Annotated in this window: 20 protein-coding genes; 10 read left to right on the top strand and 10 right to left on the bottom strand. The window is 67.9% G+C overall.

The window, feature by feature from the left end:
• Positions 1-3: 3 nt before the first annotated feature.
• The 8 genes from prfB to LXN01_RS10865 all read right to left on the bottom strand — a co-directional run bounded on the left by prfB (position 4) and on the right by LXN01_RS10865 (position 7,557).
• Complete coding sequence (gene prfB, locus LXN01_RS10900) at positions 4-1,134, bottom strand: peptide chain release factor 2 (RefSeq protein WP_236865030.1); 1,131 nt, start codon at positions 1,132-1,134, stop codon at positions 4-6.
• A 57-nt stretch (positions 1,135-1,191) separates the two neighbouring features.
• Positions 1,192-1,839: a helix-turn-helix domain-containing protein gene (locus LXN01_RS10895; protein WP_336885266.1), complete on the bottom strand. Its 648-nt coding sequence runs from the start codon at positions 1,837-1,839 to the stop codon at positions 1,192-1,194.
• A gap of 28 nt (positions 1,840-1,867) precedes the next feature.
• Entirely contained in the window at positions 1,868-3,385 is a 1,518-nt protein-coding gene (locus LXN01_RS10890) for a tripartite tricarboxylate transporter permease (protein ID WP_236865028.1), read from the bottom strand.
• Positions 3,386-3,397: 12 nt separating this feature from the next.
• Positions 3,398-3,979, bottom strand: coding sequence for a tripartite tricarboxylate transporter TctB family protein (locus tag LXN01_RS10885; protein ID WP_236865026.1), 582 nt, complete (start codon positions 3,977-3,979; stop codon positions 3,398-3,400).
• A gap of 20 nt (positions 3,980-3,999) precedes the next feature.
• Complete coding sequence (locus tag LXN01_RS10880; RefSeq protein ID WP_236865025.1) at positions 4,000-4,998, bottom strand: tripartite tricarboxylate transporter substrate binding protein; 999 nt, start codon at positions 4,996-4,998, stop codon at positions 4,000-4,002.
• An 8-nt stretch (positions 4,999-5,006) separates the two neighbouring features.
• The gene (locus tag LXN01_RS10875; protein ID WP_236865024.1) at positions 5,007-6,173 is read right to left on the bottom strand and encodes a CaiB/BaiF CoA transferase family protein; all 1,167 of its coding nucleotides are present in this window, start codon (positions 6,171-6,173) and stop codon (positions 5,007-5,009) included.
• A complete protein-coding gene (locus LXN01_RS10870) occupies positions 6,170-7,117 on the bottom strand; it encodes a hydroxymethylglutaryl-CoA lyase (protein WP_236865023.1) in 948 nt (315 codons plus the stop codon). Before LXN01_RS10870 ends, LXN01_RS10875 begins: the two co-directional genes overlap by 4 nt.
• 224 nt (positions 7,118-7,341) lie before the next feature.
• A complete protein-coding gene (locus LXN01_RS10865; protein WP_236865077.1) occupies positions 7,342-7,557 on the bottom strand; it encodes a hypothetical protein in 216 nt (71 codons plus the stop codon).
• A 106-nt stretch (positions 7,558-7,663) separates the two neighbouring features.
• Here LXN01_RS10865 and LXN01_RS10860 point away from each other — a divergent pair, with 106 nt between their 5' ends.
• The 8 genes from LXN01_RS10860 to LXN01_RS10825 all read left to right on the top strand — a co-directional run bounded on the left by LXN01_RS10860 (position 7,664) and on the right by LXN01_RS10825 (position 16,299).
• Complete coding sequence (locus tag LXN01_RS10860) at positions 7,664-8,890, top strand: TadA family conjugal transfer-associated ATPase (RefSeq protein ID WP_236865022.1); 1,227 nt, start codon at positions 7,664-7,666, stop codon at positions 8,888-8,890.
• Positions 8,887-9,759: a type II secretion system F family protein gene (locus tag LXN01_RS10855; protein ID WP_236865021.1), complete on the top strand. Its 873-nt coding sequence runs from the start codon at positions 8,887-8,889 to the stop codon at positions 9,757-9,759. The genes LXN01_RS10860 and LXN01_RS10855 overlap by 4 nt, the downstream gene beginning before the upstream one ends.
• Positions 9,756-10,706, top strand: coding sequence for a type II secretion system F family protein (locus LXN01_RS10850; RefSeq protein WP_236865020.1), 951 nt, complete (start codon positions 9,756-9,758; stop codon positions 10,704-10,706). Before LXN01_RS10855 ends, LXN01_RS10850 begins: the two co-directional genes overlap by 4 nt.
• A gap of 46 nt (positions 10,707-10,752) precedes the next feature.
• Entirely contained in the window at positions 10,753-10,983 is a 231-nt protein-coding gene (locus LXN01_RS10845) for a hypothetical protein (RefSeq protein ID WP_236865019.1), read from the top strand.
• Positions 10,984-10,986: 3 nt separating this feature from the next.
• A complete protein-coding gene (locus tag LXN01_RS10840; RefSeq protein WP_236865018.1) occupies positions 10,987-11,382 on the top strand; it encodes a TadE family protein in 396 nt (131 codons plus the stop codon).
• Positions 11,379-11,861, top strand: coding sequence for a hypothetical protein (locus LXN01_RS10835; RefSeq protein ID WP_236865016.1), 483 nt, complete (start codon positions 11,379-11,381; stop codon positions 11,859-11,861). The genes LXN01_RS10840 and LXN01_RS10835 overlap by 4 nt, the downstream gene beginning before the upstream one ends.
• Positions 11,862-11,944: 83 nt before the next feature.
• The gene (locus LXN01_RS10830) at positions 11,945-12,340 is read left to right on the top strand and encodes a pilus assembly protein TadG-related protein (RefSeq protein WP_236865015.1); all 396 of its coding nucleotides are present in this window, start codon (positions 11,945-11,947) and stop codon (positions 12,338-12,340) included.
• A gap of 104 nt (positions 12,341-12,444) precedes the next feature.
• Positions 12,445-16,299 (top strand): type VII secretion EssC family protein, encoded by a 3,855-nt coding sequence (locus tag LXN01_RS10825; RefSeq protein WP_236865014.1) that lies wholly within the window; start codon positions 12,445-12,447, stop codon positions 16,297-16,299.
• 42 nt (positions 16,300-16,341) lie between these two features.
• Here the strand turns inward: LXN01_RS10825 and LXN01_RS10820 are convergent, their stop codons facing one another.
• Entirely contained in the window at positions 16,342-17,433 is a 1,092-nt protein-coding gene (locus tag LXN01_RS10820; protein WP_236865012.1) for a GNAT family N-acetyltransferase, read from the bottom strand.
• A gap of 44 nt (positions 17,434-17,477) precedes the next feature.
• On the opposite strand from LXN01_RS10820, the gene LXN01_RS10815 reads away from it, so the two are divergent.
• Together LXN01_RS10815 and LXN01_RS10810 are read left to right on the top strand one after the other, a co-directional pair.
• Complete coding sequence (locus LXN01_RS10815; RefSeq protein ID WP_236865010.1) at positions 17,478-18,314, top strand: purine-nucleoside phosphorylase; 837 nt, start codon at positions 17,478-17,480, stop codon at positions 18,312-18,314.
• The gene (locus tag LXN01_RS10810; protein WP_236865008.1) at positions 18,314-20,164 is read left to right on the top strand and encodes a phospho-sugar mutase; all 1,851 of its coding nucleotides are present in this window, start codon (positions 18,314-18,316) and stop codon (positions 20,162-20,164) included. The genes LXN01_RS10815 and LXN01_RS10810 overlap by 1 nt, the downstream gene beginning before the upstream one ends.
• Positions 20,165-20,286: 122 nt before the next feature.
• Here LXN01_RS10810 and deoC read toward each other — a convergent pair whose 3' ends face one another.
• Positions 20,287-20,937: a deoxyribose-phosphate aldolase gene (gene deoC, locus LXN01_RS10805; RefSeq protein ID WP_236865006.1), complete on the bottom strand. Its 651-nt coding sequence runs from the start codon at positions 20,935-20,937 to the stop codon at positions 20,287-20,289.
• Between the last annotated feature and the right edge of the window lie 11 nt (positions 20,938-20,948).

The raw sequence follows: 20,948 nt of genomic DNA, 5'->3' as shown, positions 1-20,948 counted from the left end.
GCCTCAGGGAGTCTGGGCCTCCGCCTCGGCGGCCTTCTGGCCTTCCTTCCGCCAGCGGATGCCGGCTTCGAGGAAGCCGTCGATGTCGCCGTCGAACACCGCCTGCGGGTTGTTGACCTCGTGGCCGGTGCGCAGGTCCTTGACCATCTGGTACGGGTGGGTGACGTAGGAGCGCATCTGGTCGCCCCAGCTGGCCTTGATGTCGCCGGCCAGATCCTTCTTCTGCGCCGCTTCCTCTTCCTGCTTCAGCTGCAGCAGCCGGGACTGGAGGACGCGCATCGCGGCAGCACGGTTCTGAATCTGAGACTTCTCGTTCTGCATGCTCACCACGGTGCCGGTGGGGAGGTGGGTGATGCGCACGGCGGAGTCGGTGGTGTTGACCGACTGACCGCCGGGACCCGAGGAGCGGTAGACGTCGATCTTCAGGTCGTTCTCGTCGATGTCGATGTGGTCAGTCGGCTCGATGAGCGGGATGACCTCGACGGCGGCGAAGGACGTCTGACGGCGTCCCTGGTTGTCGAAGGGGCTGATCCGCACGAGGCGATGCGTGCCGGCTTCGACGGACAGTGTGCCGAAGGCGTAGGGGGCGCTGATCTCGACCGTCGCGGACTTCACGCCCGCTCCCTCTGCGTAGGAGGTGTCGAGCTCCTTGACGTTGTAGCCCTTGTTCTCCGCCCACCGGATGTACATCCGAGCCAGCGTCTGTGCGAAGTCGGTGGCGTCGTCGCCGCCGGCACCGGCGCGAACGGTGATCACGGCGGCGCGCTCGTCGTACTCGCCCGACAGCAGTGTGGAGATCTCCAGGGCGCTGAGCTCCGTCCGCAGCTTCTCGATCTCGGCGGCGGCCTCTGCGAGGGATTCCTGGTCGCCTTCCTCCTGCGACATCGACACGAGCAGCTCGACGTCCTCGATGCGGGAGTCGAACTTCTCCAGCTTCTCCAGAGTGGACTGCCGGTGGGACAGCTTCGAGGTGACCTGCTGGGCCTCGTCCGGGTTGTCCCACAGGTCCGGCGCCGCGGCCGCTTCCGTCAGCTCTGCCACCTCGGACCGGAGCTGGTCGATGTCGGACACGTTGCGGATCGAGGCGAAGGTCTGCTGCAGGGCAGCGATCTCTGAAGGAAAGTCAATGGCCATAATCATTCCAGGGTAGTGCATGGCGGGGCCGGAGTTCTGAGAGTCCTGCCGCTTCGCTCATGATTCGAGGTGGGCGACTCGGGCAACCTCGGACAGGACGAGCAGGGCGTCCCCCTCCCGCAGGCTGCGCTGCAGGGTCTGGGCCGCCCGGCGCAGGTGCGGGCCGTACGAGCTCTCGACACTCCTGGGCATGCGGGTGAGGGGGAACGACACACATACGGCGAGCCTCGCACTCGTCATCGGTTCGAAGCCGACGCTCGCCGAGCCGATTCCCGCCCGTCGTGCTTCCGTAGTCACGTAGACGGTCTGACCATCCACACTGCCGGTCAGCGCGAGAGCGGCGGACCCGCCGTCGGCGAGCAGCAGGGCTGTGCCCGCGCTCTTCGAGATGCGCAGCTCATTCATCGACTCGACCGTGATCACACAGACTCGACGGTCGCCGTCCAGCAGCCACAGCTGCACCGACTCGCCGGTCACGTTCCTGAGTTCGGTGAGGACGGTCTGCACATCGTTCTCCCGGCGCCCGGCGGGGAACGGACCGAGGCAGAATGCCCCGTCGGAGCGACGGACGACGAATTCGTGCTGCGCCAGGGAATGCAGGATCCGGTAGCCGGTCGAGGTGCTCATCCCGAGGCGGGAGCAGATCTCGGCGCCGGTGAGCGCGGACTCGCCGAGCAGGGAGAGGATTGCCGCGCATTTGTCGATGACGCCGATCGATTCCAGTGCTCCCTCCTCACGCTTCGATCAGGTGTTCCTCGACGGCCTTCTTGCGAAGCAGCCGCCGAAGGATCATCGGGCCGAGGATGCCGAGCACGATCAGGATGACGAGCGTCAGGGAGATCGGCCTGGTCACGAACGGCAGCAGGCTGCCGCCGCTGATCTGGAGCACGCGCCGGAAGTTGTCCTCCAGCAGGGGAACCAGGACGAGCGCCAGGATCGCAGGGGCCAGCGGGAAGTCGAACGTCTCCATGAGATAGCCGAGCACTCCGAGCAGGGCCAGGATGAGCATTCCCGACAGGCTGAACTCGATGGCGTAGGCTCCCACTCCCACCAGGACGAGGATCGCGCCGAAAAGCAGCTCCGGCGGCACCTTCAGGAGCTTCACGAAGAGTCCGACGAGCGGCAGGTTGAGCACGATGAGGGCGACGTTGCCGATGTACATGCTCGCGATGATCGTCCAGATCAGCGTCGATTCCTGCTCGAAGAGGAGCGGACCCGGCTGCAATCCGTACATCGTGAACACGAACAGCAGCAGCGCGGTGGTGGCCGACCCCGGAATGCCGAGGCTGAAGAGCGGGATCATGGCGCCGCCGACCCCGGCGTTGTTCGCTGCCTCGGGGCCTGCCACGCCTTCGATCGCTCCGTTGCCGAATCGCTCCGGAGTCTTCGAGATCCGCTTCTCCATGATGTAGGACATGAATGACGCCAGCGAGGGGCCGACGCCGGGCAGCACGCCGATGATGAACCCGAGCACGGACCCGCGTCCCCACGGCCCCGCTGAACGGCGCCAGTCGTCCTTCGTCATCCACGGGCCGGAGTCGATCTTCTGCACCTGCACAGCGGCGGGATCGAGGCGGGTCGACAGCTGGCGGATCGACTCCGGGATGGCGAACAGCGCCATCGCGAAGATCGTGAAGTCGATCCCGTCGCGGAGCACGTCCATGCCGAACGTCTGCCGCGGCAGACCGGTCTGGAAGTCCAGCCCGATGAGGCCGACTCCCAGCCCGATGAGAATGGACACGAGCGACTTGATGCGGGAGCCCGTCGACATCGAGGACGCCAGCAGCAGCGCCATGAGCATGAGCAGGAAGTACTCGGCAGCCCCGAATATCCTCGCAGCCTGGACGAGCAGCGGGGACAGGAACGACAGGCCGACGATCGCCAGCGTGCCCGCGAGGAACGAGCCGATGGCCGCAGTTGCCAGCGCGGCACGGGCTCGTCCCTGCCGCGCCATCTCGTAGCCGTCGATCGCCGTCACCGCGCTGGCGATCTCGCCCGGGGTCTTGATGAGCGTCGCGGTGATCGATCCGCCGTACATCGAGCCGTAGTAGACGCCGCAGAGCATGATGAGTCCGTGCACCGGATCCATCCCGAACGAGACCGGAATCAGGATGGCGATCGCAGTGATCGGACCGATCCCGGGCAGGACGCCGACGATGGTGCCGAGCAGGACGCCGAGCAGAGCGAAGAGCAGGCTGAGCGGCTGGATGGCTTCTGCGAAGCCGCCGCCGAGCTGGACGAGGGTATCCACGAGTCGGCCTCCTCAGCCTAGGATGCCGGGCGGCAGGTAGACGCCGAGCCCGAGCTTGAACGAGTAGTAGAGGACTGCGGAGAACGCCGCCGCGAAGATCAGGTTCCGGATCCACTTCCGTCGGTCATACAGGGAGGTGATCACGAAGAAGAACACTGCCGTGGAGAGCAGGAAGCCGACCGGGATGAGAATGATCATGTAGGCGAAGAACAGCGCGAAGTTGATGAGCACGCGACGCCCCGAGAGTCCGAAGACCTGCGGCGCGCCGTCCCGTGGCTCGGCGGCGCGGGGCTCGGCGGCGCGGGGCTCGGCGGCTGAAGCGCCCGCTGTCGCACCCCCCGATGCGGAGGCGTCGCCTGGCGCGGATTCGTGTTCCAGCGCCTTCTCCATCACCTCCTCCGGGGTCGGCCGATGGGTGAAGAAGGCCGAGACTGCCAGCAGTCCGCCGAGCACCAGAAGACCGAGGCCGACGAGCGCCGGCATGGTCTCGGGCCCGACGACTGCATCGGTGCGCTGAATGCGGAGTGTCTCGAGGAAGTACCCGAGGCCGACCAGCGCAACGACGATTCCGACCCCGAGTTCCTGCTTGTCCACAGGGCGAGCTCGAACCATGATCAGCTGCCGATCTCCGTCTTCTCGACGCCCTCACGCACGGTCTCATTGGCCTCGGTGATGTAGGCGGCCATCTCCTCGCCGACGAGGAATTCGGGTGTCCACTGGTTCTTCTCCACCGTCTCCTGCCAGGCGTCGGATTCGACCATCGTCTGCAGAGTCTCCTCCCAGTACGTCACGGCCTCTTCGGGCATGTCGGCCGGTCCGTACACTCCGCGCCAGTTGCCCAGGGTGACGTCGTATCCGGAGTCGACGGCCGTCGGCACCTGCTCGAAGGGGGCCTCGAGCGGCTCCGGTGCGAAGGACACGATCGGCGTGAGATCGCCGGCCTCCAGGGTCGCGCGGAACTCGCTGAGTCCGGCGATCGCCACCTTTGCGTCGCCGTTGAGCAGGGCCGTGGTCTGCTCGCCACCGCCTTCGTAGTCGACGAAGTTCACCTCCTGCGGATCGATGCCTGCCGCGTCCGCGAGCAGCGCGAACGGCAGTCGGTCGTCGCCGGCGGCGGCGACCGGCACGGCTGCGGGATCATCCTTCAGGCTTTGGATGAGCCCGTCGAGGTCGGTGATGTCGCCGCCCTCAGCGCCGACGACGATGAAGTTCTCGACGAAGAGCGTGGCGATCATGGTCGCGTCGTCGGGTCCGTACTCGCACAGCCCGCGTTCGTTCATGGTCTGGTTGGCGAGAGAGGAGATCGCGATCTGATCGTCCTTGCCCTGGTGGTTGTTGATCATCTCGGTCAGCCAGGAGCAGCCGGTGCCGCCGGGCTTGTTCTGGACGGGCAGGGGCACGTCGACGATGCCTTCTTCTTCGAGGACTTGAACCATCGCCCTCGCAGTGGTGTCCCAGCCGGACCCGGGCTCGGCCGGGGCGTTGACGTTGATCGGCTTGGAGGGATAGTTCCCTCCACCGCTCGCGGAGCCGCCACCCGAGTCGCCGCAACCCGTCAGGGCCAGCGCCAGGCTCGCGACCGCAGCCGTGCCGACGGTGAATCGTGAAATCATCCTTGACTTCATGGTGTCCTCTTTCCTGTGTTTGCCTGTCGGCTGTTGACTTCCAGCGAGTTGAGTATTTCCTGCGTGTGCTCCCCCGGCGCCGGAATGTCCGAGCGCTTGGGCAGGTGCTCCCCGTTGACCGCGAGCGGAAGCAGCGGGACGAGCACCTCGGTCCCGTCGGGCAGCCTGGTCGGGGTGAGCGCTCCGGTCTGCAGCAGGTGCGGGTCCGATGCCAGGTCGCTGGGCTTGTTGACTTTGGCGTACGGCAGCCCTGCGCCGTCGCACAGCTCCTCGATCCGGGCCAGCGGCAGAGAGCCGAGGACGCTCTGGAGCTCCGCGTGGATCCGATCGCGCTGCGCCACCCGTTGGGGATTGGTCGCCAGGTCTTCGTCCTCGGCCAGCCGGTGCAGCCCGAAGACCTCGCACAGCACGCGCCATTGAGAATCGCTCACCGCGGCGACGAAGATCATCTGGTCCTCGGCGGAGCGGAAGATGTCGTAGACGGCCCACGCAGCCATCCTGTTGGGCATCGGCTCGACGTCTTCACCGGTCAGTTCGGCCTGCACCATGTGATTGCCGACGAGGAACACGTTGTTCTCGAACAGGGAGCTCGTCAGGTGCGCCCCCTCCCCCGTCCGCTCGCGGACCATGAGCGCCGACATGATCCCGATGACGCCGAACATGCCGCCCATGATGTCGTTGACCGAGGCGCCGGCGCGCAGCGGCCGGCCGGGTGGACCCGTCATGTAGCCGAGGCCGCCGAGCATCTGCACCACTTCGTCGAGCGCCGGCCGGTTGCCGTACGGGCCGCCCAGGAAGCCCTTGAGCGAGCAGTAGACGATGCCCGGGTTGATCTCCTTGAGCGCCTCGTAGCCGAGCCCGTACGACTCCATCTTGCCGGTCCGGAAGTTCTCCACGACGACGTCTGCCGAGGCGAGGAGCATGCGCACGGTTTCCTGGTCGTCGGGATCTGCGAGGTCGGCCTGGAAGCTCTTCTTGTTCCGGTTGAAGCTCGGGAACAAGCCGGAGCCCGAGCCGGGCAGGTAGCGCGTCTTGTCGCCGTCCCCGCGCGGTTCGACCTTGATGACCTCCGCACCCAGGTCGGCCAGGATCATGCCGCAGCTCGGACCCATGACCATGTGGCTGATCTCGATGACGCGGACTCCGTCGAGGGGCAGAATCATGCCGCTCCCCTCACGACGGCCGAGGGCACGGCCGGGATCGAGGAGAGGCTGGAGGTCAGCCCATGTCCCACTGCTTCGCTCAGGGGATCTCGGACTGCCGCCAGCTGCTCGACGTCGACCCCGGTTTCGATGCCTTCCTTGTGGAGCAGGTGCACGAGGTCGTCCGTCCCGATGTTCCCGGCGGCGCCGGGCGCGAACGGGCAGCCGCCGAGGCCGCCCATCGCGGCGTCGAAGCTGGTGATGCCGAGGATCAGCGCAGCGAAAACATTGGCCATGCCGAAGTTGTAGGTGTCGTGCAGATGCAGGTTCACGGGGTGCTCCGGGAACTCCGCGAGCACTGCGGCGGTGGTCCGTGACACCAGTCCCGGATTGGAGTTTCCGACGGTGTCGGCCAGTCCGATGCCACGCGCGCCTGCGGTGGTGAAGGTCCGGAGGATCTCGATGAGGGAGTCGACATCGGTGACTCCGTCGAACGGGCAGTAGAAGCTCACCGCGGTGGCGATGTCGTAGCGGATGCCGTGTGAGCGCAGCTCGTCGACGGCTTCGAGGAGCCGCTCCGACGCCTGCGCGATCGAGGAGTCCGAATTCGCCTTCGAATGCCCCTCCGAGGCGGAGATGACGAGCTTGACGTTGCGCGCTCCCGCGTCAGCGGCGCGCTGGGCGCCCTTCCGGTTGAACACCAGCGTGTAGAGCTCGACGCCCTCCGCCTCGAGCGGCTGCAGGCCGGCGAGCACCTCTGCCGTGTCGGCCATCTGCGGCACTTTCTTGGGGTTGACGAAGGCGCCCACCTCGAGGTGCTTGAGCCCGGCTGCTGCGAGGGCTCGACCCAATCGGATCTTGGAGCCGGTAGGAACGATCGTCTTCTCGATCTGCAGCCCGTCGCGGAGGGTCGTGTCGAGGATCTCGACCGCCGCCGGGAGCGTCGGGAGCGCGGCATTCGTCATTGAACTCCACCTGGTCGGTTCATTCCCGCAATGCGGGAATTCTCTGGAAGGTTGCTATGCAGTGCTTGAGAAACTGTTGTGCACGCCACATTAGAAGTTCGGAGTCGCGTGTCACAGGTGCCGTCCATCATCTGAGATGAAGCACGTGTCCTTCCCACGATGCGGGAACTACTCGCGATCTCGCTGGAGCATTCGATCTCGCCGGCGGCCGCCGTCACCGTCCATCAGCGGGACGAAGCGATCGGGCGCATGGGTTGTCGAAGGATGGTTCGCAAGCGGTCGGGAGCGGCCTTGCGCGGGTCGCTCGGGCAGATCTCGTGATGCTTGCCGGTCATCCGCAGTCCCTGGTCGGGGTATTCGTGATGCATGCGAGCCAGCACGGGGGCCTCCTCAACGCTCTCCGTCCACAAGCGGCGGCGCAAGGCATGCATCTTGTCCACAGTTTACTATCAGCTCCTGGTCAGACTCCAGAAGTTGTCGTAAGTTGGCTTCGTACCCAAGCACCACTCCCCCGCATCCCCGCCCCGCCCGATCCCCAGGACCATTATGGACGCTGCCGAAATCATCGCCGATGAGGTGCGAGAGCTGATTCGCGCTCGCGGTATCGACCCCCGTACCGACTCCGCCCAAACGCGGGAGCTCGTCCTCCAGGTCATCCAGGACTACGACGAGCGCACGCTCGCCGGCTCGCTTCCCCTGCTGGCGAACCCGGAGGAAACAGGCCGACGGATCTTCGACGAGGTGTCCGGCTTCGGCGTCCTTCAGAAGTACCTCGACGATCCGGCAGTCGAGGAGATCTGGATCAATGGGCCGCATGGCGTATTCATCAGCCGTCACGGGACCAGCGAGCTGACGCCCACTCTCTTGACGGAGGAAGACGTCACGGACCTGATCGAGCGGATGCTCCGGACCTCCGGGCGGAGGGTGGACCTGTCGAGCCCGTTCGTCGATGCCACCCTGCCGGACGGGTCGCGGCTGCATGTCGTCCTCCCCGACATCACGCGGACCCATCCGGCAGTCAACATCCGGAAGTTCATCACCCGCACACGCAGCCTGCACGATCTGGTCGACAACGGAACGCTGCCGCCCCCAGCGGCGGCGTTCCTCGACGCCGCTGTTGTCGCCGGAGCCAATATCGTGGTCTCCGGAGCAACTCAAGCCGGCAAGACCACCATGCTCAACGCCCTCACTGGATCAATCCCCGCACGCGAGCGCGTGATCACGTGCGAAGAGGTATTCGAGCTCTCCGTTCCCGCACGCGACTGGGTGGCCATGCAGTGTCGCCAGCCCTCTCTGGAGGGGACCGGTGAAATCACCCTGCGGCAATTGGTCAAAGAGGCACTGCGAATGCGGCCCAGCCGTCTCATCGTCGGTGAGGTTCGCGAGGCGGAATGCTTCGACCTCCTCGTGGCGATGAACAGCGGCCTGCCCGGGATGGGGTCGATCCACGCCAATTCCGCCCGCTCCGCAGTCACCAAACTCTGCACGCTGCCGTTGCTGGCCGGGCCCAACATCGGCTCGTCGTTCGTCTCACCGACAGTCGCAGGCAGCATCGACCTCATCGTCCACCTGCGGCTGGACCATGACGGCCACCGCCGGGTCGAGGAGATCGCCGCCATCCCTGGAGGCCTGGAAGGAGACGTCGTCGAGACGGAGACCGTCTTCCATACTGACAGGGACGGGAGACTGGTGCGGGGCACCGGGTTCACCCACCTCGGCGATCGCTTCGCGGCCGTTGGAAAGGACATCCACGCCATCTTGGAGGCGGCATGAGCACCTCGTTGGCGGGAGCGCTGTGCGGTCTCGGTCTCGGATGCGGGCTGTTCCTCGTCTGGTGGTCGATGTGGGAGACGCCGGCGACAGCACGGCCCCGCCCCCGGTTCCTGCTGGAGCTCGACGAGATGCTCACCACCGCGGGCTTTCCCAGGTTCAGCCCAGTCCATCTTCTGCTGGTCTGCATCGCGGCCGGGTGCGTCGTGTTCCTCATCGCCTATGCCTTCACCAGTTCCGCAGCCATCAGCGGCTGCTTCGGGATGTTCGCCGCGCTGGCGCCTTACGCCTTCGTCCGCCATCGTGCACATAGCCGACGGGTCGAGCGGCGGACCCTATGGCCGGAGGCGATCGACCACCTGAACTCCGGCATCCGCGCGGGCCTGTCTCTTCCGGAGGCGATCAGCGGGCTCAGCGTCCGCGGGCCGGAGTCCCTCCGGCCGCTTTTCGCGGTGTTCGCCCAGGAGTACCGAGCCACCGGGTCTTTCTCGATGTCCCTCGACCGGTTCAAGGACGCGTGCGCAGATCCCGTCGCCGATCGCATCGTTGCGGCCCTCGCGGTCACCCGCGAAGTCGGAGGCACCGATCTGGGCACCATGCTCAGGACCCTCAGCCAGTTCATCCGCGACGACGCGCGGACCCGGGCCGAGATGCAGGCCCGTCAGAGCTGGACAGTGACCGGCGCCCGGCTCGCGGTCGCTGCACCCTGGGTGGTCCTGGCGCTGCTGTCGAGCCGTCCGCAGACGGCGGCCGCGTACAACTCGCCGCAGGGAGTGACTCTGCTGCTCGTGGGACTGGGGGTTTCGATCGCTGCCTACGCAGTGATGAAGCGCATCGGCAGGCTTCCGGCAGAACCACGCGTGCTGAGATGAACATCGACTCCCTCGATCTCAGCAATCCGGCCGCCGTGATCGGCGCCGGTCTGCTGCTCGGGCTTTCGCTGGCGTACTTCGTCGCTGTTCTGCCGGTGTTCCGGAAGCCGTCACTCGATGACCGGATCGCTCCCTATCTTCGGGATCGCCCTCGGGTGGCGAAGATGTACGGCCCGCCGGTGCCGGCCGACGCCGGAGTGCTGGGACTAGCACGATCACTGGCCGTTCGCGCCGGCGAGTGGCTCTCCTCCCGGCTGACGACCGACGCGAGCATCATCACGCGGCTGTCGCGCCTCGGCCCTTCCGAGACGATCGAGAAGTTCAGAGCTCACCAGATTCTTCTGATCGCCGCCGGGATCGTTTCCGGTGCCCTCTTGGGGACTCTCGTCAGCATCGGCCGCGGCTTCAATCCGGCAGCCTTCGTCCTCATCCCGGCGATGGGCGGAGTGTGCGGACATTTCCTCAACGATTGGCTGCTGTCGCGCCGGGTGCGCCGACGCGAAGAGCGGATCCTCGCGGAGTTCCCGACGATCGCCGAGCTGCTCGCCCTGTCGATCACCGCCGGTGAGGGCACGGTCGATGCGCTGGAGCGCTCATGCAGAAGCACCACCGGAGAACTCAGCGAAGAGCTTCGCAGCACCTTGGCAGAGGCACGCACGGGCACCCCACTCATCGAGGCACTGGACAACCTCGGGAGGCGGACCGGAATTCCGAGCATTGTCCAGTTCGTCGACGGAATCGCCGTCGCCATCGCGCGGGGCACCCCGCTCGCCGAGGTGCTGCGGGCCCAAGCCGGTGATGTCCGGGAAGAGGGACGTCGTCGACTCATGGAGCTCAGCGGAAAGAAGGAAGTCGGAATGCTCGTGCCCGTCGTGCTCTTCGTCCTTCCGGTCACCGTGCTGTTCGCCGTCTTCCCGTCCCTCGCAGTCCTCGAACTCACTCATTGAACAGCCCACTGGATACCGTTGTCAGAATCTCGAAAGGCCATCACTCATGCTCAGCAGAATCTCCCTCCGGCTCCTGCTCCTCATCACTCTTCTGACCACCGGCACCGGGTCCGGTGCCGGCGCACGAGCACGGCGGACCGACCGCGGAGACGTTCCGGGCTGGGTCCTCATCACGATGATGACCGCAGCGTTGGTCGTCGCCCTGTGGGCACTTGCGGGCGAGGCCTTCACCTCGATGTTCGAGGACTCGATGAACAAGGTCAGCAGGGCCGGGTGAGCGATGCCCACGCGCAGCAGACGCACTGACTCCGGGGCCGCTGTCGCCGAATTCGTGCTTGTCGGAGCACTCCTGAGTCTGGTCTTCGCATCCGTGCTGCAGCTGGGTCTGGCGCTGCATGTGCGCAATACGGTGACTGACTCCGCAGTGGCCGGTGCTCGGCAGGCGGCATTGGCAGACCAGCGTCCGGTCGACGGTCGAGACCTGACCCGGGAGCTCATCACTGTCTCGGTGGGACCTGCATATGCCGAGCAGATCGACGTGCGTGAGGAGACCGTCGGAGGTGTCACCGTCGTCACCGTCACGGTCACCACTCCGGTTCCGGTCTTCGGTCTTGTCGGCCCGCAGGAGGCGTGGAATCTCTCAGGACGCGCGATTGCGGAAGATCTGGTCGGATGATCATTCCTTCCGGTGACCGCGGTTCTGCGCCGATCGAGTTCATCTTCGCCTCGGTGGTGCTGCTCATTCCCCTCGTGTACCTGGTCCTGTCACTCGCATACGTGCAGGCCGGTTCGTACGCGGCCAACGCGACCGCCATCAGCGCCGCGCGCACTGCCGCGCGGTTTCCGGACGCCGCTCCCGCGAGGGCGGACGCACTCGCTCGCCTTCAGTTCGAGGATTTCGGGGTCACCGACGCGGACTGGTCGATCCGGTTCGAATGCAGCGGCCCGTGCGACCGGTCCGGAAGCTCTGTCACCGCTCATGTCGAGGCGCGCGTTCCCGTGCTGGGACTGCCCGCGATCTTCGGCGCGGTGCACGCGCCTCACATCACGATTCGTGCTGTCCACACAGACGTGGTCTCTCCCTACAGCACCGGACAGAGCGAGCGCAGCGAACAGAACGATCGGCGCCGCGATCCGCTCGGGGCAGAGCAGTGACTCGCTCGCAGCCGCGCCGCGCTGTCTGCCTCCGGGGGCGGCGAGAGCTTCGCCTCGGACTTGCAGGCGACGACGGCTCGATCATGCCCCTTGCGATCGGCTTCACGACGATCGCACTCATGCTCATCCTGCTGGCAGCCGTCATCACTGACATCTACCTGGCGCATCGGAAGCTCTACGCTCTGGCGGATTCCGCCGCACTCGCCGCAGCCGACTCCTTCGAACCCGCATACGGCGGTGAACCGGCAATCCTCTTCACCGATGCGGCGGTCGCCGACGAAGCGCAGGAGTACCTCGGGCGGGCTCAGCCGTCGCCGGCTTTCCGGACGCTCCGGGCAATGGGTCGATCCCCGGACGGACGCAGCGTCGAGGTCACCCTGCACGCGCAGTATCGGCCGCCGCTCCTCTCGCCCTTCGCTCCCGAGGGAATCGGGATGATCGCCACCGCCAGAGTCCGCGGCGCCCTGCGCGAAGGCTGACGGCTCCCTCGGCGCTGCGCCCGGGTTCCTGTGGACAGCACGGTGCTGTCCACAGGCGCAGGAGTGGGCAGGTGCCCAGCATCGAATCCTCCTAATCTGCACACATGCCCTCGCTCCTCGTGCTCCTCACGTCGACCTTCGGTGTTCAGGCCTACGCCGTGGAAGGACCAGGTCAGCGCTCTGCGCGGGAGGTTCTCGACCGGTTCTCGGATGCCACCGGGGCAGAGTTCGATGTTGGGAATCGGAATCCCCCGGACCGGGAGTCGACCGACGCGCCGCCGGTGTCGCCGTTCGTCGCGGTCGGCGCTTCCGCGGCCGAACTCCAACTCGACGATTCGTGGCTGGACTGGTGCAGCCGGGCGGCGGCTGCCATTGCGGTGGCATCGAAATCAGGGTCACAGAAGATCCGCCCGCCCGGCATGCGAGCGGCCGGCAGCGGCGGCACAGTCGAGATCACCACGGGCCCCGACTCCGGATTCGCCTTCGATCTCCCGCCGGGCGACTGGACTCTCGGACGCTCCGCAGCCGCAGACCTCCCGCTCGCCGATCCCTACGTCAGCCGACACCCGCTGGTGATGAGCAACAGCCCCGGAGGCCTGACGGCATGCTGGGGGCCCGGCAAGACGGTGACAATTCCCGTCGACGGTCACACGCCGAGCACGATGACGATCGGCAGCACTCGACTGTCCATCATTCCCGTCGATGCGCCGACCATCATCGGCGCCCGAGAGTTCGAGTGGCCGATCCCGCCGACGGTCGAACCGCCTCGCCCCCCGTCATGGGTGTACTACGTTCTTCCTCTGGTGTTCGGCGTAGTCCTGGTGCTGCTCACCGGGATGTGGTGGTTCCTCCTGTTCACGCTTTCCGGGCCCCTGTCCGCGGGTCTGAATTGGCTGCTGGAGAAGCGACGGTTCGCGGAGGAGTCGCGCACCTCGTACCGCGCCTACCGGTCGACCCTCAGGGACTTCCGAGCGGAGGTCGACCGCAGCGCCAGCGAATGCCTTGATCGCGCCAGGGCTCTGCCGCTCACTTCAGAGGCCCTGGTACTGGGCTGCGGAACCGCAGTCGCGCCGATTTCCGTCCACGGTCGACCAGCGGTCCAGCAGCCTGATCTCGGACGGGTCTCTGCACGGGCGCGGCTCCAAGCCGCTGATATCGACAGGCTGATCGAGCGCCATCACATCGCAGGGGACGCGTTCGAGGATCGAATCCATCCATATCTGCCCGACTGCCCCATCCTCTTCAACCCTCACGAAGTCGACCTCGATGTCTCCGGGCCGGCACCCGTCGTCGCTGACGTCGTCCGCTCGGTCATCGCGAGCGCTTCAGCAGTCGGAATGCCGGTCCAGTACGAGGAAGAGCCGTCGGCCATCCACCACCCGGAGCTCCTCGCCGCAGACATCCGTGTCCGAGCCGTCGCAGCGCCGACGGCAAGCGCCGTCAGTCGGTCGCAGGGGCCGTCGACTCTGCGGATCGCGGTGACCGAGCACGGAGGACTCACCCGCGCAGAAATCCGCAGTCCCGATGACGTCTCAGCCCACAGCTCTCGTCAACGGTGGCGGATCGAATGCACCGCGGACAGCTCGGTCGGGCACCTGACGGTGCTTGACCCGGTCAGGCCGGCGCGGGTGCCACTGCCGGTCTCCGGCCCGATCGAACTCCGCAGGCTTCGCTCCCAGCGCTTTCTGGACCTCAACCAGCGCTGGCGGGGTCCGTCGAACGAGGATCTTCCGCCGCGCTCGCTGAGTGATCTGCTCGGCGCACGACTCCCCGGCGATTCGGAGCAGCACGGAACTGACCGGGGCACCGCGGGAGCACCGCTCGGCACAGGGCCCGCCGGTCCGTTGCTGATCGACCTGGTCCGTGACGGTCCCCACGCGCTGGTGGCCGGAACCACGGGCAGCGGCAAGTCCGTCCTCCTGCAGACCTGGGTCGCCTCGTTGGCTGCCGCGATGTCGCCCGCAGATCTGCGATTCGTCCTCATCGACTTCAAGGGTGGTGCGGCCTTCACGCCCTTCGCAGAGCTTGTGCACGTCGACTCCATCGTGAGCAATCTCGAACCTTCTGCCGCGATGCGGGCGCTGCGGAGTCTGCAGGCAGAGATCCTCCGACGGGAGGAACTCTTCGCCGATGCCGGCACAGCGTCCATAGAGGAATTCAATTCCAGCCACTCTCCCCCGCTCCCCCGGGTGGTCGTGATCATCGACGAATTCCAAGCACTCATCCAGGACAACCCGTCGGGAACCGAGACCGTCGAATCGCTCACCGCGCTGGGCCGCTCCCTCGGCATTCACCTGATCCTTGCGACGCAGCGCCCGGCAGGCATCGTGACCTCGCGGATGAAGGCGAACATCAACCTGCGCATCGCCCTGCGCGTCCGAGATGCCCCGGACTCCTGGGAGGTCATCGAATCCGATGCGGCCGCAGCGCTTGATCCAGCCGCACCCGGCATGGCATACGTCAGCCGAGGCGCCTCACCGGTCCTGTTCAGAGTCGCCGTGCCCGATTTTGCCGACCCCGCCACGGACGGACGACTCGACCAGGTGAGCTGGACGCGACTGCACGACGGCACGCGAGGCACTGCGGTGCTCCGGCAGCACTCGGAACCCGCTGGTCTGCCGCGGCTGACAGTGCCGGAGCTCGTGCGTCGCTCTCAGGCCTGGAAGGCCGACTCCCCGGATCACGCGACCTCTCGCGTCGTCCTCCCACCGCTGCCCGATCGACTGTCCCAGACGCAGCCTGGAGCACTCGGCCTCCTCGACTTCCCCGATGAGAACCGAAATCAACTCTGGCTGTACGATCCGCACCGAGACGGCTCCGTGATCCTCACCGGGGGTCGCGGGCGCGGCACCAGCACCGCTGTGCGGTCACTCGCCTCAGCCGTGCTTGAAGCGGGCCATCTCGTCGCCCACATGGGCGTCGAGCGTCTTCGGTCCGCCCACCCGAATCTCGTCAGCTCGGCTCATTCGGATCTCTGGGCGATCGAATACCTGCTCGGCACGCTGGAGAACCAGCCGTCCTCCGGTCCGCCGATCACCGTCTGCATCGACGACTACGAGGTGCTGCGGAACTCGTTCGAGGGCAGTCGCCGGCTCATCCGGCTCGAGAAGCTGCTCACCGGCGGCCACGGTCATCGTCAGCTGCAATTCGTCGTCGCCGCAGAGCGGCGCGTCCTCCATTCGCCCATCGGTCCGCACGCTCGGACACGCATCGTCTTCCCGCCGTCCGATGCGCACGAATGTGTCCACTTCGGCATGTCCGCGCGCCGGTTCGAGGGCGACTGGCCGTCCGGTCGCGCGGTCGCAGTTGGTCCGGTGACCGCTTCCACGGGATCGGAGGGAGCCGATGTCCAACTCGTGCACCTTCCCGGCGAGACCGAAGGCGAAGACGGCAACCGCGTCGCACCGATGAGCTTCAGACCGGCTGCTCATCCGCGCGACAGCCCGTGGCCGGTGCGGAATCGGTCAGACTCGGATGCGAACCACACGGCAGCAACCGGCCACGGTGAGGAGGTGGTGCTCGGCTTCGGTCCGCTCGGAGAACCGGTGACGTGGCACCCGAACCGGGACGGACCTGTGCTCAGCATCCGCGGAAGCGAGTCGACGGTGCGACGGACACTCGGGAAGCTCGCGGACTCGAGAACCAGGGGCGGCGGTCAGGATCCGAGCCAGGCGCTCACTGTGATCCCGGAGGCGCATCTTGCCGATCCGGATCACCTCGACCGGGCCATGCACGGGCGCGCCTGCATCCTCGGCTACCCGCTGCACCACACTCCGGGGTATTCATCGCCCCTGCACCGCGCCCCCTCGCTCGGGCCCACCCTCGTGATCGGGGCACGCACCGAGGGCGAGCTGGCCGACATCGGATTGCGCGACCTGCCTGTGGTGCCGGGACCGCTCACTCGCGGCTGGTTCGTCACTTCACAACGGGCGATTCCCGTCGACGTCGGCGATCTCTGAAGCCCGCTGCGGGTCACGTGCAGCCGATGCTCCCATCAGCGGTCACTGCGGATCTGCACCCAGCGTCACGTAGCTGTAGAGCACCTCCGCCTTCTCGGCTTCGAGCAGCCCGTCGACCAGGGCGCTGACCACGGGCATCTCGCTGGTGACCTCCAGCGCCACCGGGGTGTCGACGTTGAGACGGGCGAGCAGCGCTCCGGCATCACCGAGCGCCTGCTGGAACTCCGGGGACTCCTGCCGGGCGGCGCTCGCCCGGTCGAGGCGCGCGTCGTACAGCGACCCCAGGGTCAGCTCGGTCGGCGGCACGGCGTCGTCGTCCGCCATCAGCGCCTTCACCCCGTCGGCCGTCGCGATCGACTGGCCTGCCGGCGGGTTCCCCGGCTGCTGCTGGGCGTAGGACACCGCGAAAGTCGTGATCTCGCCGTCGGACTTCAGCAGCGCGGCCCCGTGGGCGCCGGTGGCCTCCGACAGGAAGCGCTGGTTGAACCGCCCCAGACTCATCTCCGCGGCAGGGTCAACGCGGTTGACCCCGGTATACCACTCCGCGAATGCCTGCGTCAGCGCCACCGAACCCGTCGCCGTGATCTGGAAGTCCTCCACCCGGTCCGCGCCCAGTCCGCCCAGGGCCGTCGGGTCGACGCGCACCACCCGGGTGGTGAACAGCTGCCGGAACCCCAGCGCGAGCGCAGCGGTCTCCCCGCTGACGCCCGTCGACACCCGCGCCCGCAGCGGCAGCCCGGCGATCGCGGTGTCGGCCGCCCGCTCCCGGACCGCGTCGAACAGCTCCCGGCCCACGCCTCGGCGGCGCTCCGCCTCGGCGACCTCCACGTGCACCCATGCCCGGGTCGGGTGGGCCGGCGACTCCGCGATCGCGGCCGCGCCGACGAGCACCTCGGAATCCTCGAGCGTGGCCACCACGCAACGGGTGACCGGCGAGTCGGAGTCCTGCCGGAACAGATTGCGCACCACCAGATCCGCAGGGGTCTGCGGATCGTGGAACACATCGTTGAGGGCGAGGTCGTCGCCGGGGGCGAATGGTCGGATGGCCATCGTTCGAACTCCCTGTTCCTCATCACGCACGCGGTCCGCGTCGTCCTCGTCGAGCACATGCTCGGCATCTTGGACATCGCGCACGTGGTCGGCATCGTGCTGATATTCCGATTCGGTACTGTCGGACTATGACCGACTCCGAACTCCACGATCCTACCGTCCAGGCCCAGGACGCGGCCGCGATGCTCAACGCGGCCGCCGACATCCCGGCCCACGACATCGCACTCGTGCTGGGCTCCGGCTGGGCCGGCGCCGCCGAACTCATCGGCGAGACGATCAGCGAACTGCCCGCCTCCCAGGTGCCGGGCTTCCACTGGCCCACGGTGGCCGGTCACAGCGGCGCGTTGCGCACCATCCGCATCCGCGACACCGACAGGCACGCCCTGGTGCTCGGCGCCCGCACCCACCTCTACGAGGGACGCGGCGTCCGCGCCGTCGCCCACGGCGTCCGCACCGCCGCGGCCGCCGGCTGCTCGACCCTCGTGCTCACCAACGGCTGCGGCGGACTCCTCCCGGCCTGGCAGCCGGGCACGACCGTGCTGATCTCCGACCACCTCAACCTCACCGGCGTCTCGCCCATCGAGGGCCCCGACTTCGTCGACCTCACCGACCTGTACTCCAGCCGGCTGCGCGGACTCGCCCGCGAGGTCGACCCGAGCCTGCCCGAGGGCGTCTACGCCCAGTTCCCCGGCCCCCACTACGAAACCCCCGCCGAGGTGCGGATGGCCGGCATCCTCGGCGCCGACCTGGTGGGCATGTCCACCACGCTCGAGGCGGTCGCGGCCCGGCAGGCCGGGATGGAGATCCTGGGCATCTCCCTGGTCACCAATGCCGCCGCCGGAGTGACCCCGGCGGCCCTGTCGCATGAGGAGGTCGTCGCCAGCGGAGTCGCCGCCGGCCCCCGCATCTCGGGGCTGCTTGCCCGGATCATCGGCCGGATCGCCCGCGACGAGGAGCGCGTCTGATGGCACAGCCGCCCGAGGACAAGTCCGCCCAGGCCGCCGCCGCGCAGGCCGGCCCTGCCGCCGGAGCCGGAACCACCCCTGCTGCCGAACCCGCAGCCGCCCAGGCCGCCGCCGTGGCGGCGGCCTCCTTCGATCCGGCCGTCGTGCGCGCCTGGATCGAGGACGACCCCGACCCGCTCACCCGCTCCGAGCTCGCCGAACTCCTCGCGCTCGCCGAGGACGGACACGAAGGCGCAGCAGCCGAGCTCGCCGGCCGGTTCTCCGGACCGCTGGAGTTCGGCACCGCGGGCCTGCGCGGCGCAGTCGCCGCCGGGCCGAACCGGATGAATCGCGCGGTGGTCATCCGCGCTGCCGCGGGCATCGCCGCATTCCTCGACGACACGGTGGGAGCGGGCTTCTCCGTGGCGATCGGGGCCGACGCCCGTCACGGTTCCCACGAGTTCGCCGTCGACACGGCGGCCGTGATCACCGGTGCCGGCGGCCGGGCGCTCCTGCTGCCGCCCGAGCTTCCGACACCGGTGCTGGCGTTCACCCTCCGCTACATCGACGCCGACGCCGGGATCATGGTCACGGCCAGTCACAACCCCAAGCAGGACAACGGCTACAAGGTCTACCTGGGCCACGCACCGCTGGCCGTCGTCGCCGAGCGCCTCGGCGAGGATCCCGCTCTGGCCCACGACGGCGCGGGCGCCCAGATCGTGGCGCCGTTCGACCAGCTGATCGCCGAGCGCATCAGCGCGGTGCCCTCCGTGGCGGACACGGTGCTGGCCGATGAGAGCTGGGAGCGCCTCGGCGATGAGGTGCTCGAGGCGTACCTGCAGCGCATCGAGGCGCTGGGCGCCCACGCTTCCGGCCCGCTGCGGATCGTCCTGACCTCCCTGCACGGGGTGGGCGGCTACACCGCGCTGCAGGCCCTCGACCGGTGCGGCTTCACCGATGTCCACGTCGTCGAGTCGCAGGCCCTGCCGAACCCCGACTTCCCGACGGTCGCATTCCCGAACCCCGAGGAGCCGGGCGCGCTGGATGCCGCGATCGCCCTCGCCGAGGAGGTCGACGCGGATCTCATCGTCGCCCACGATCCCGATGCCGACCGCTTCTCGGCGGCCGTGCCCGACCCCTCCGGCTGGACCCAGCTCACCGGCGACGAGGTGGGGATCCTGCTCGGTGAGCGCCTCGCCGCCCGCTGGGACTCGGCTGCGGAAGCCGACCGTGCCCGCGCGGTCCTTGCGTGCTCGGTGGTCTCCTCCCGCGGTCTGGCGCGCGTCGCCGCCGCCCACGGGCTCCGTCACACCACCACCCTCACGGGGTTCAAGTGGATCTCCCGCGTCCACGACCTGGTCTTCGGCTACGAGGAGGCGCTGGGCTACTGTGTTGATCCCGAGGCGGTCAAGGACAAGGACGGCATCTCCGCCGCAGTCGAGTTCGCAGCGCTGACCTCCGAGCTGGCGTTCGCAGGCCGCACGGTTCACGATGAGCTCGCCCGGATCCGGCGCCGGGACGGGGTGTTCGTCACCGCGCCCCTGACGTTCCGGATGACGGACCTGACGCGAATCCCGCTGGTCATGGAGTCGGTGCGCACTGCCCCGCCCGAGGCGCTCGCCGGCTCTGGCGTGACCGGAGTCGTCGACCTGGCCGAGGGTTCGGACGAGCTGCCGCCGACGGACGGACTGGTGATCTCGACTGCCCGCGACGATCGCGTGGTGATCCGCCCCTCGGGAACCGAGCCGAAGCTCAAGTGCTATCTGGAGGTCGTCGAGGACCCGGGCGGTGACGACGCGGAGGCTCTGGCCCGGGCGAACGCCCGGATGGCCGAGCTGCGGGCCGCGGTTGCGGAGTATCTGGCGCTGTAGCAGCCGGAGCGGGCCTCGGCGGCGACCGGGGCGCCTTGGCAGCAGCCAGCGGTGCGCCTCGGCAGCAGCCGGCGGTGCGTCTCGGCAGCAGCCGGCGGGCGCCTCGGTCGACGAGGCCAGGCCTACGCCAGGCCGTCGAGGACGACCCGCGAGCCCGACAGTCCCAAGCGGGAGGCGCCGGCCCGGATCATCTCCTCGGCTGCCTGCGCAGTGCGGATCCCGCCGGAGGCCTTGACGCCGAGCCGGCCCCCCACCGTCGCGCGCATGAGTCGGACCGCCTGCGCCGAGGCGCCGCCGGACGGGTGGAATCCCGTGGAGGTCTTGACGAAGCCCGCCCCTGCTCGTTCGGCGCGCCGGCAGGCCTCGACGATCTCCTCGTCCGTCAGCGCCGCTGATTCGATGATGACCTTGACGAGTGCGCTGCCGGCCGCCGCGACGACTGCCCGGATGTCGGACTCGACGGCGTCGAAGTCGCCGGCCTTGGCGGCCCCCAGGTTGATCACCATGTCGACCTCGTCGGCTCCATCAGCCACGGCACGGGCGGCTTCGGCGGCCTTGATCTCGGAGTGGTGCCCGCCGGAGGGGAAGCCGCACACCGTCGCGACCACGAGGTCACCGGTGTCGGCAACGGGCAGCGCGCTCGGCGACACGCAGATCGCCTTGACCCCGAGTGCCTGGGCCTCCGCGACCAGGGCTGCGACGTCGGCGGGAGTGGACTCGGGCTTGAGCAGGGTGTGGTCGATCATGGCGGCGACATCGGTGCGCGAGGTCATGGGTGCTCCTT

The sequence above is a fragment of the Brevibacterium daeguense genome, assembly GCF_021729135.1.
Lineage (GTDB): Bacteria > Actinomycetota > Actinomycetes > Actinomycetales > Brevibacteriaceae > Brevibacterium > Brevibacterium daeguense.
The sequence above is the reverse complement of the archived record's forward strand: the minus strand, read 5'-3'. Positions and strand labels throughout refer to the sequence as shown.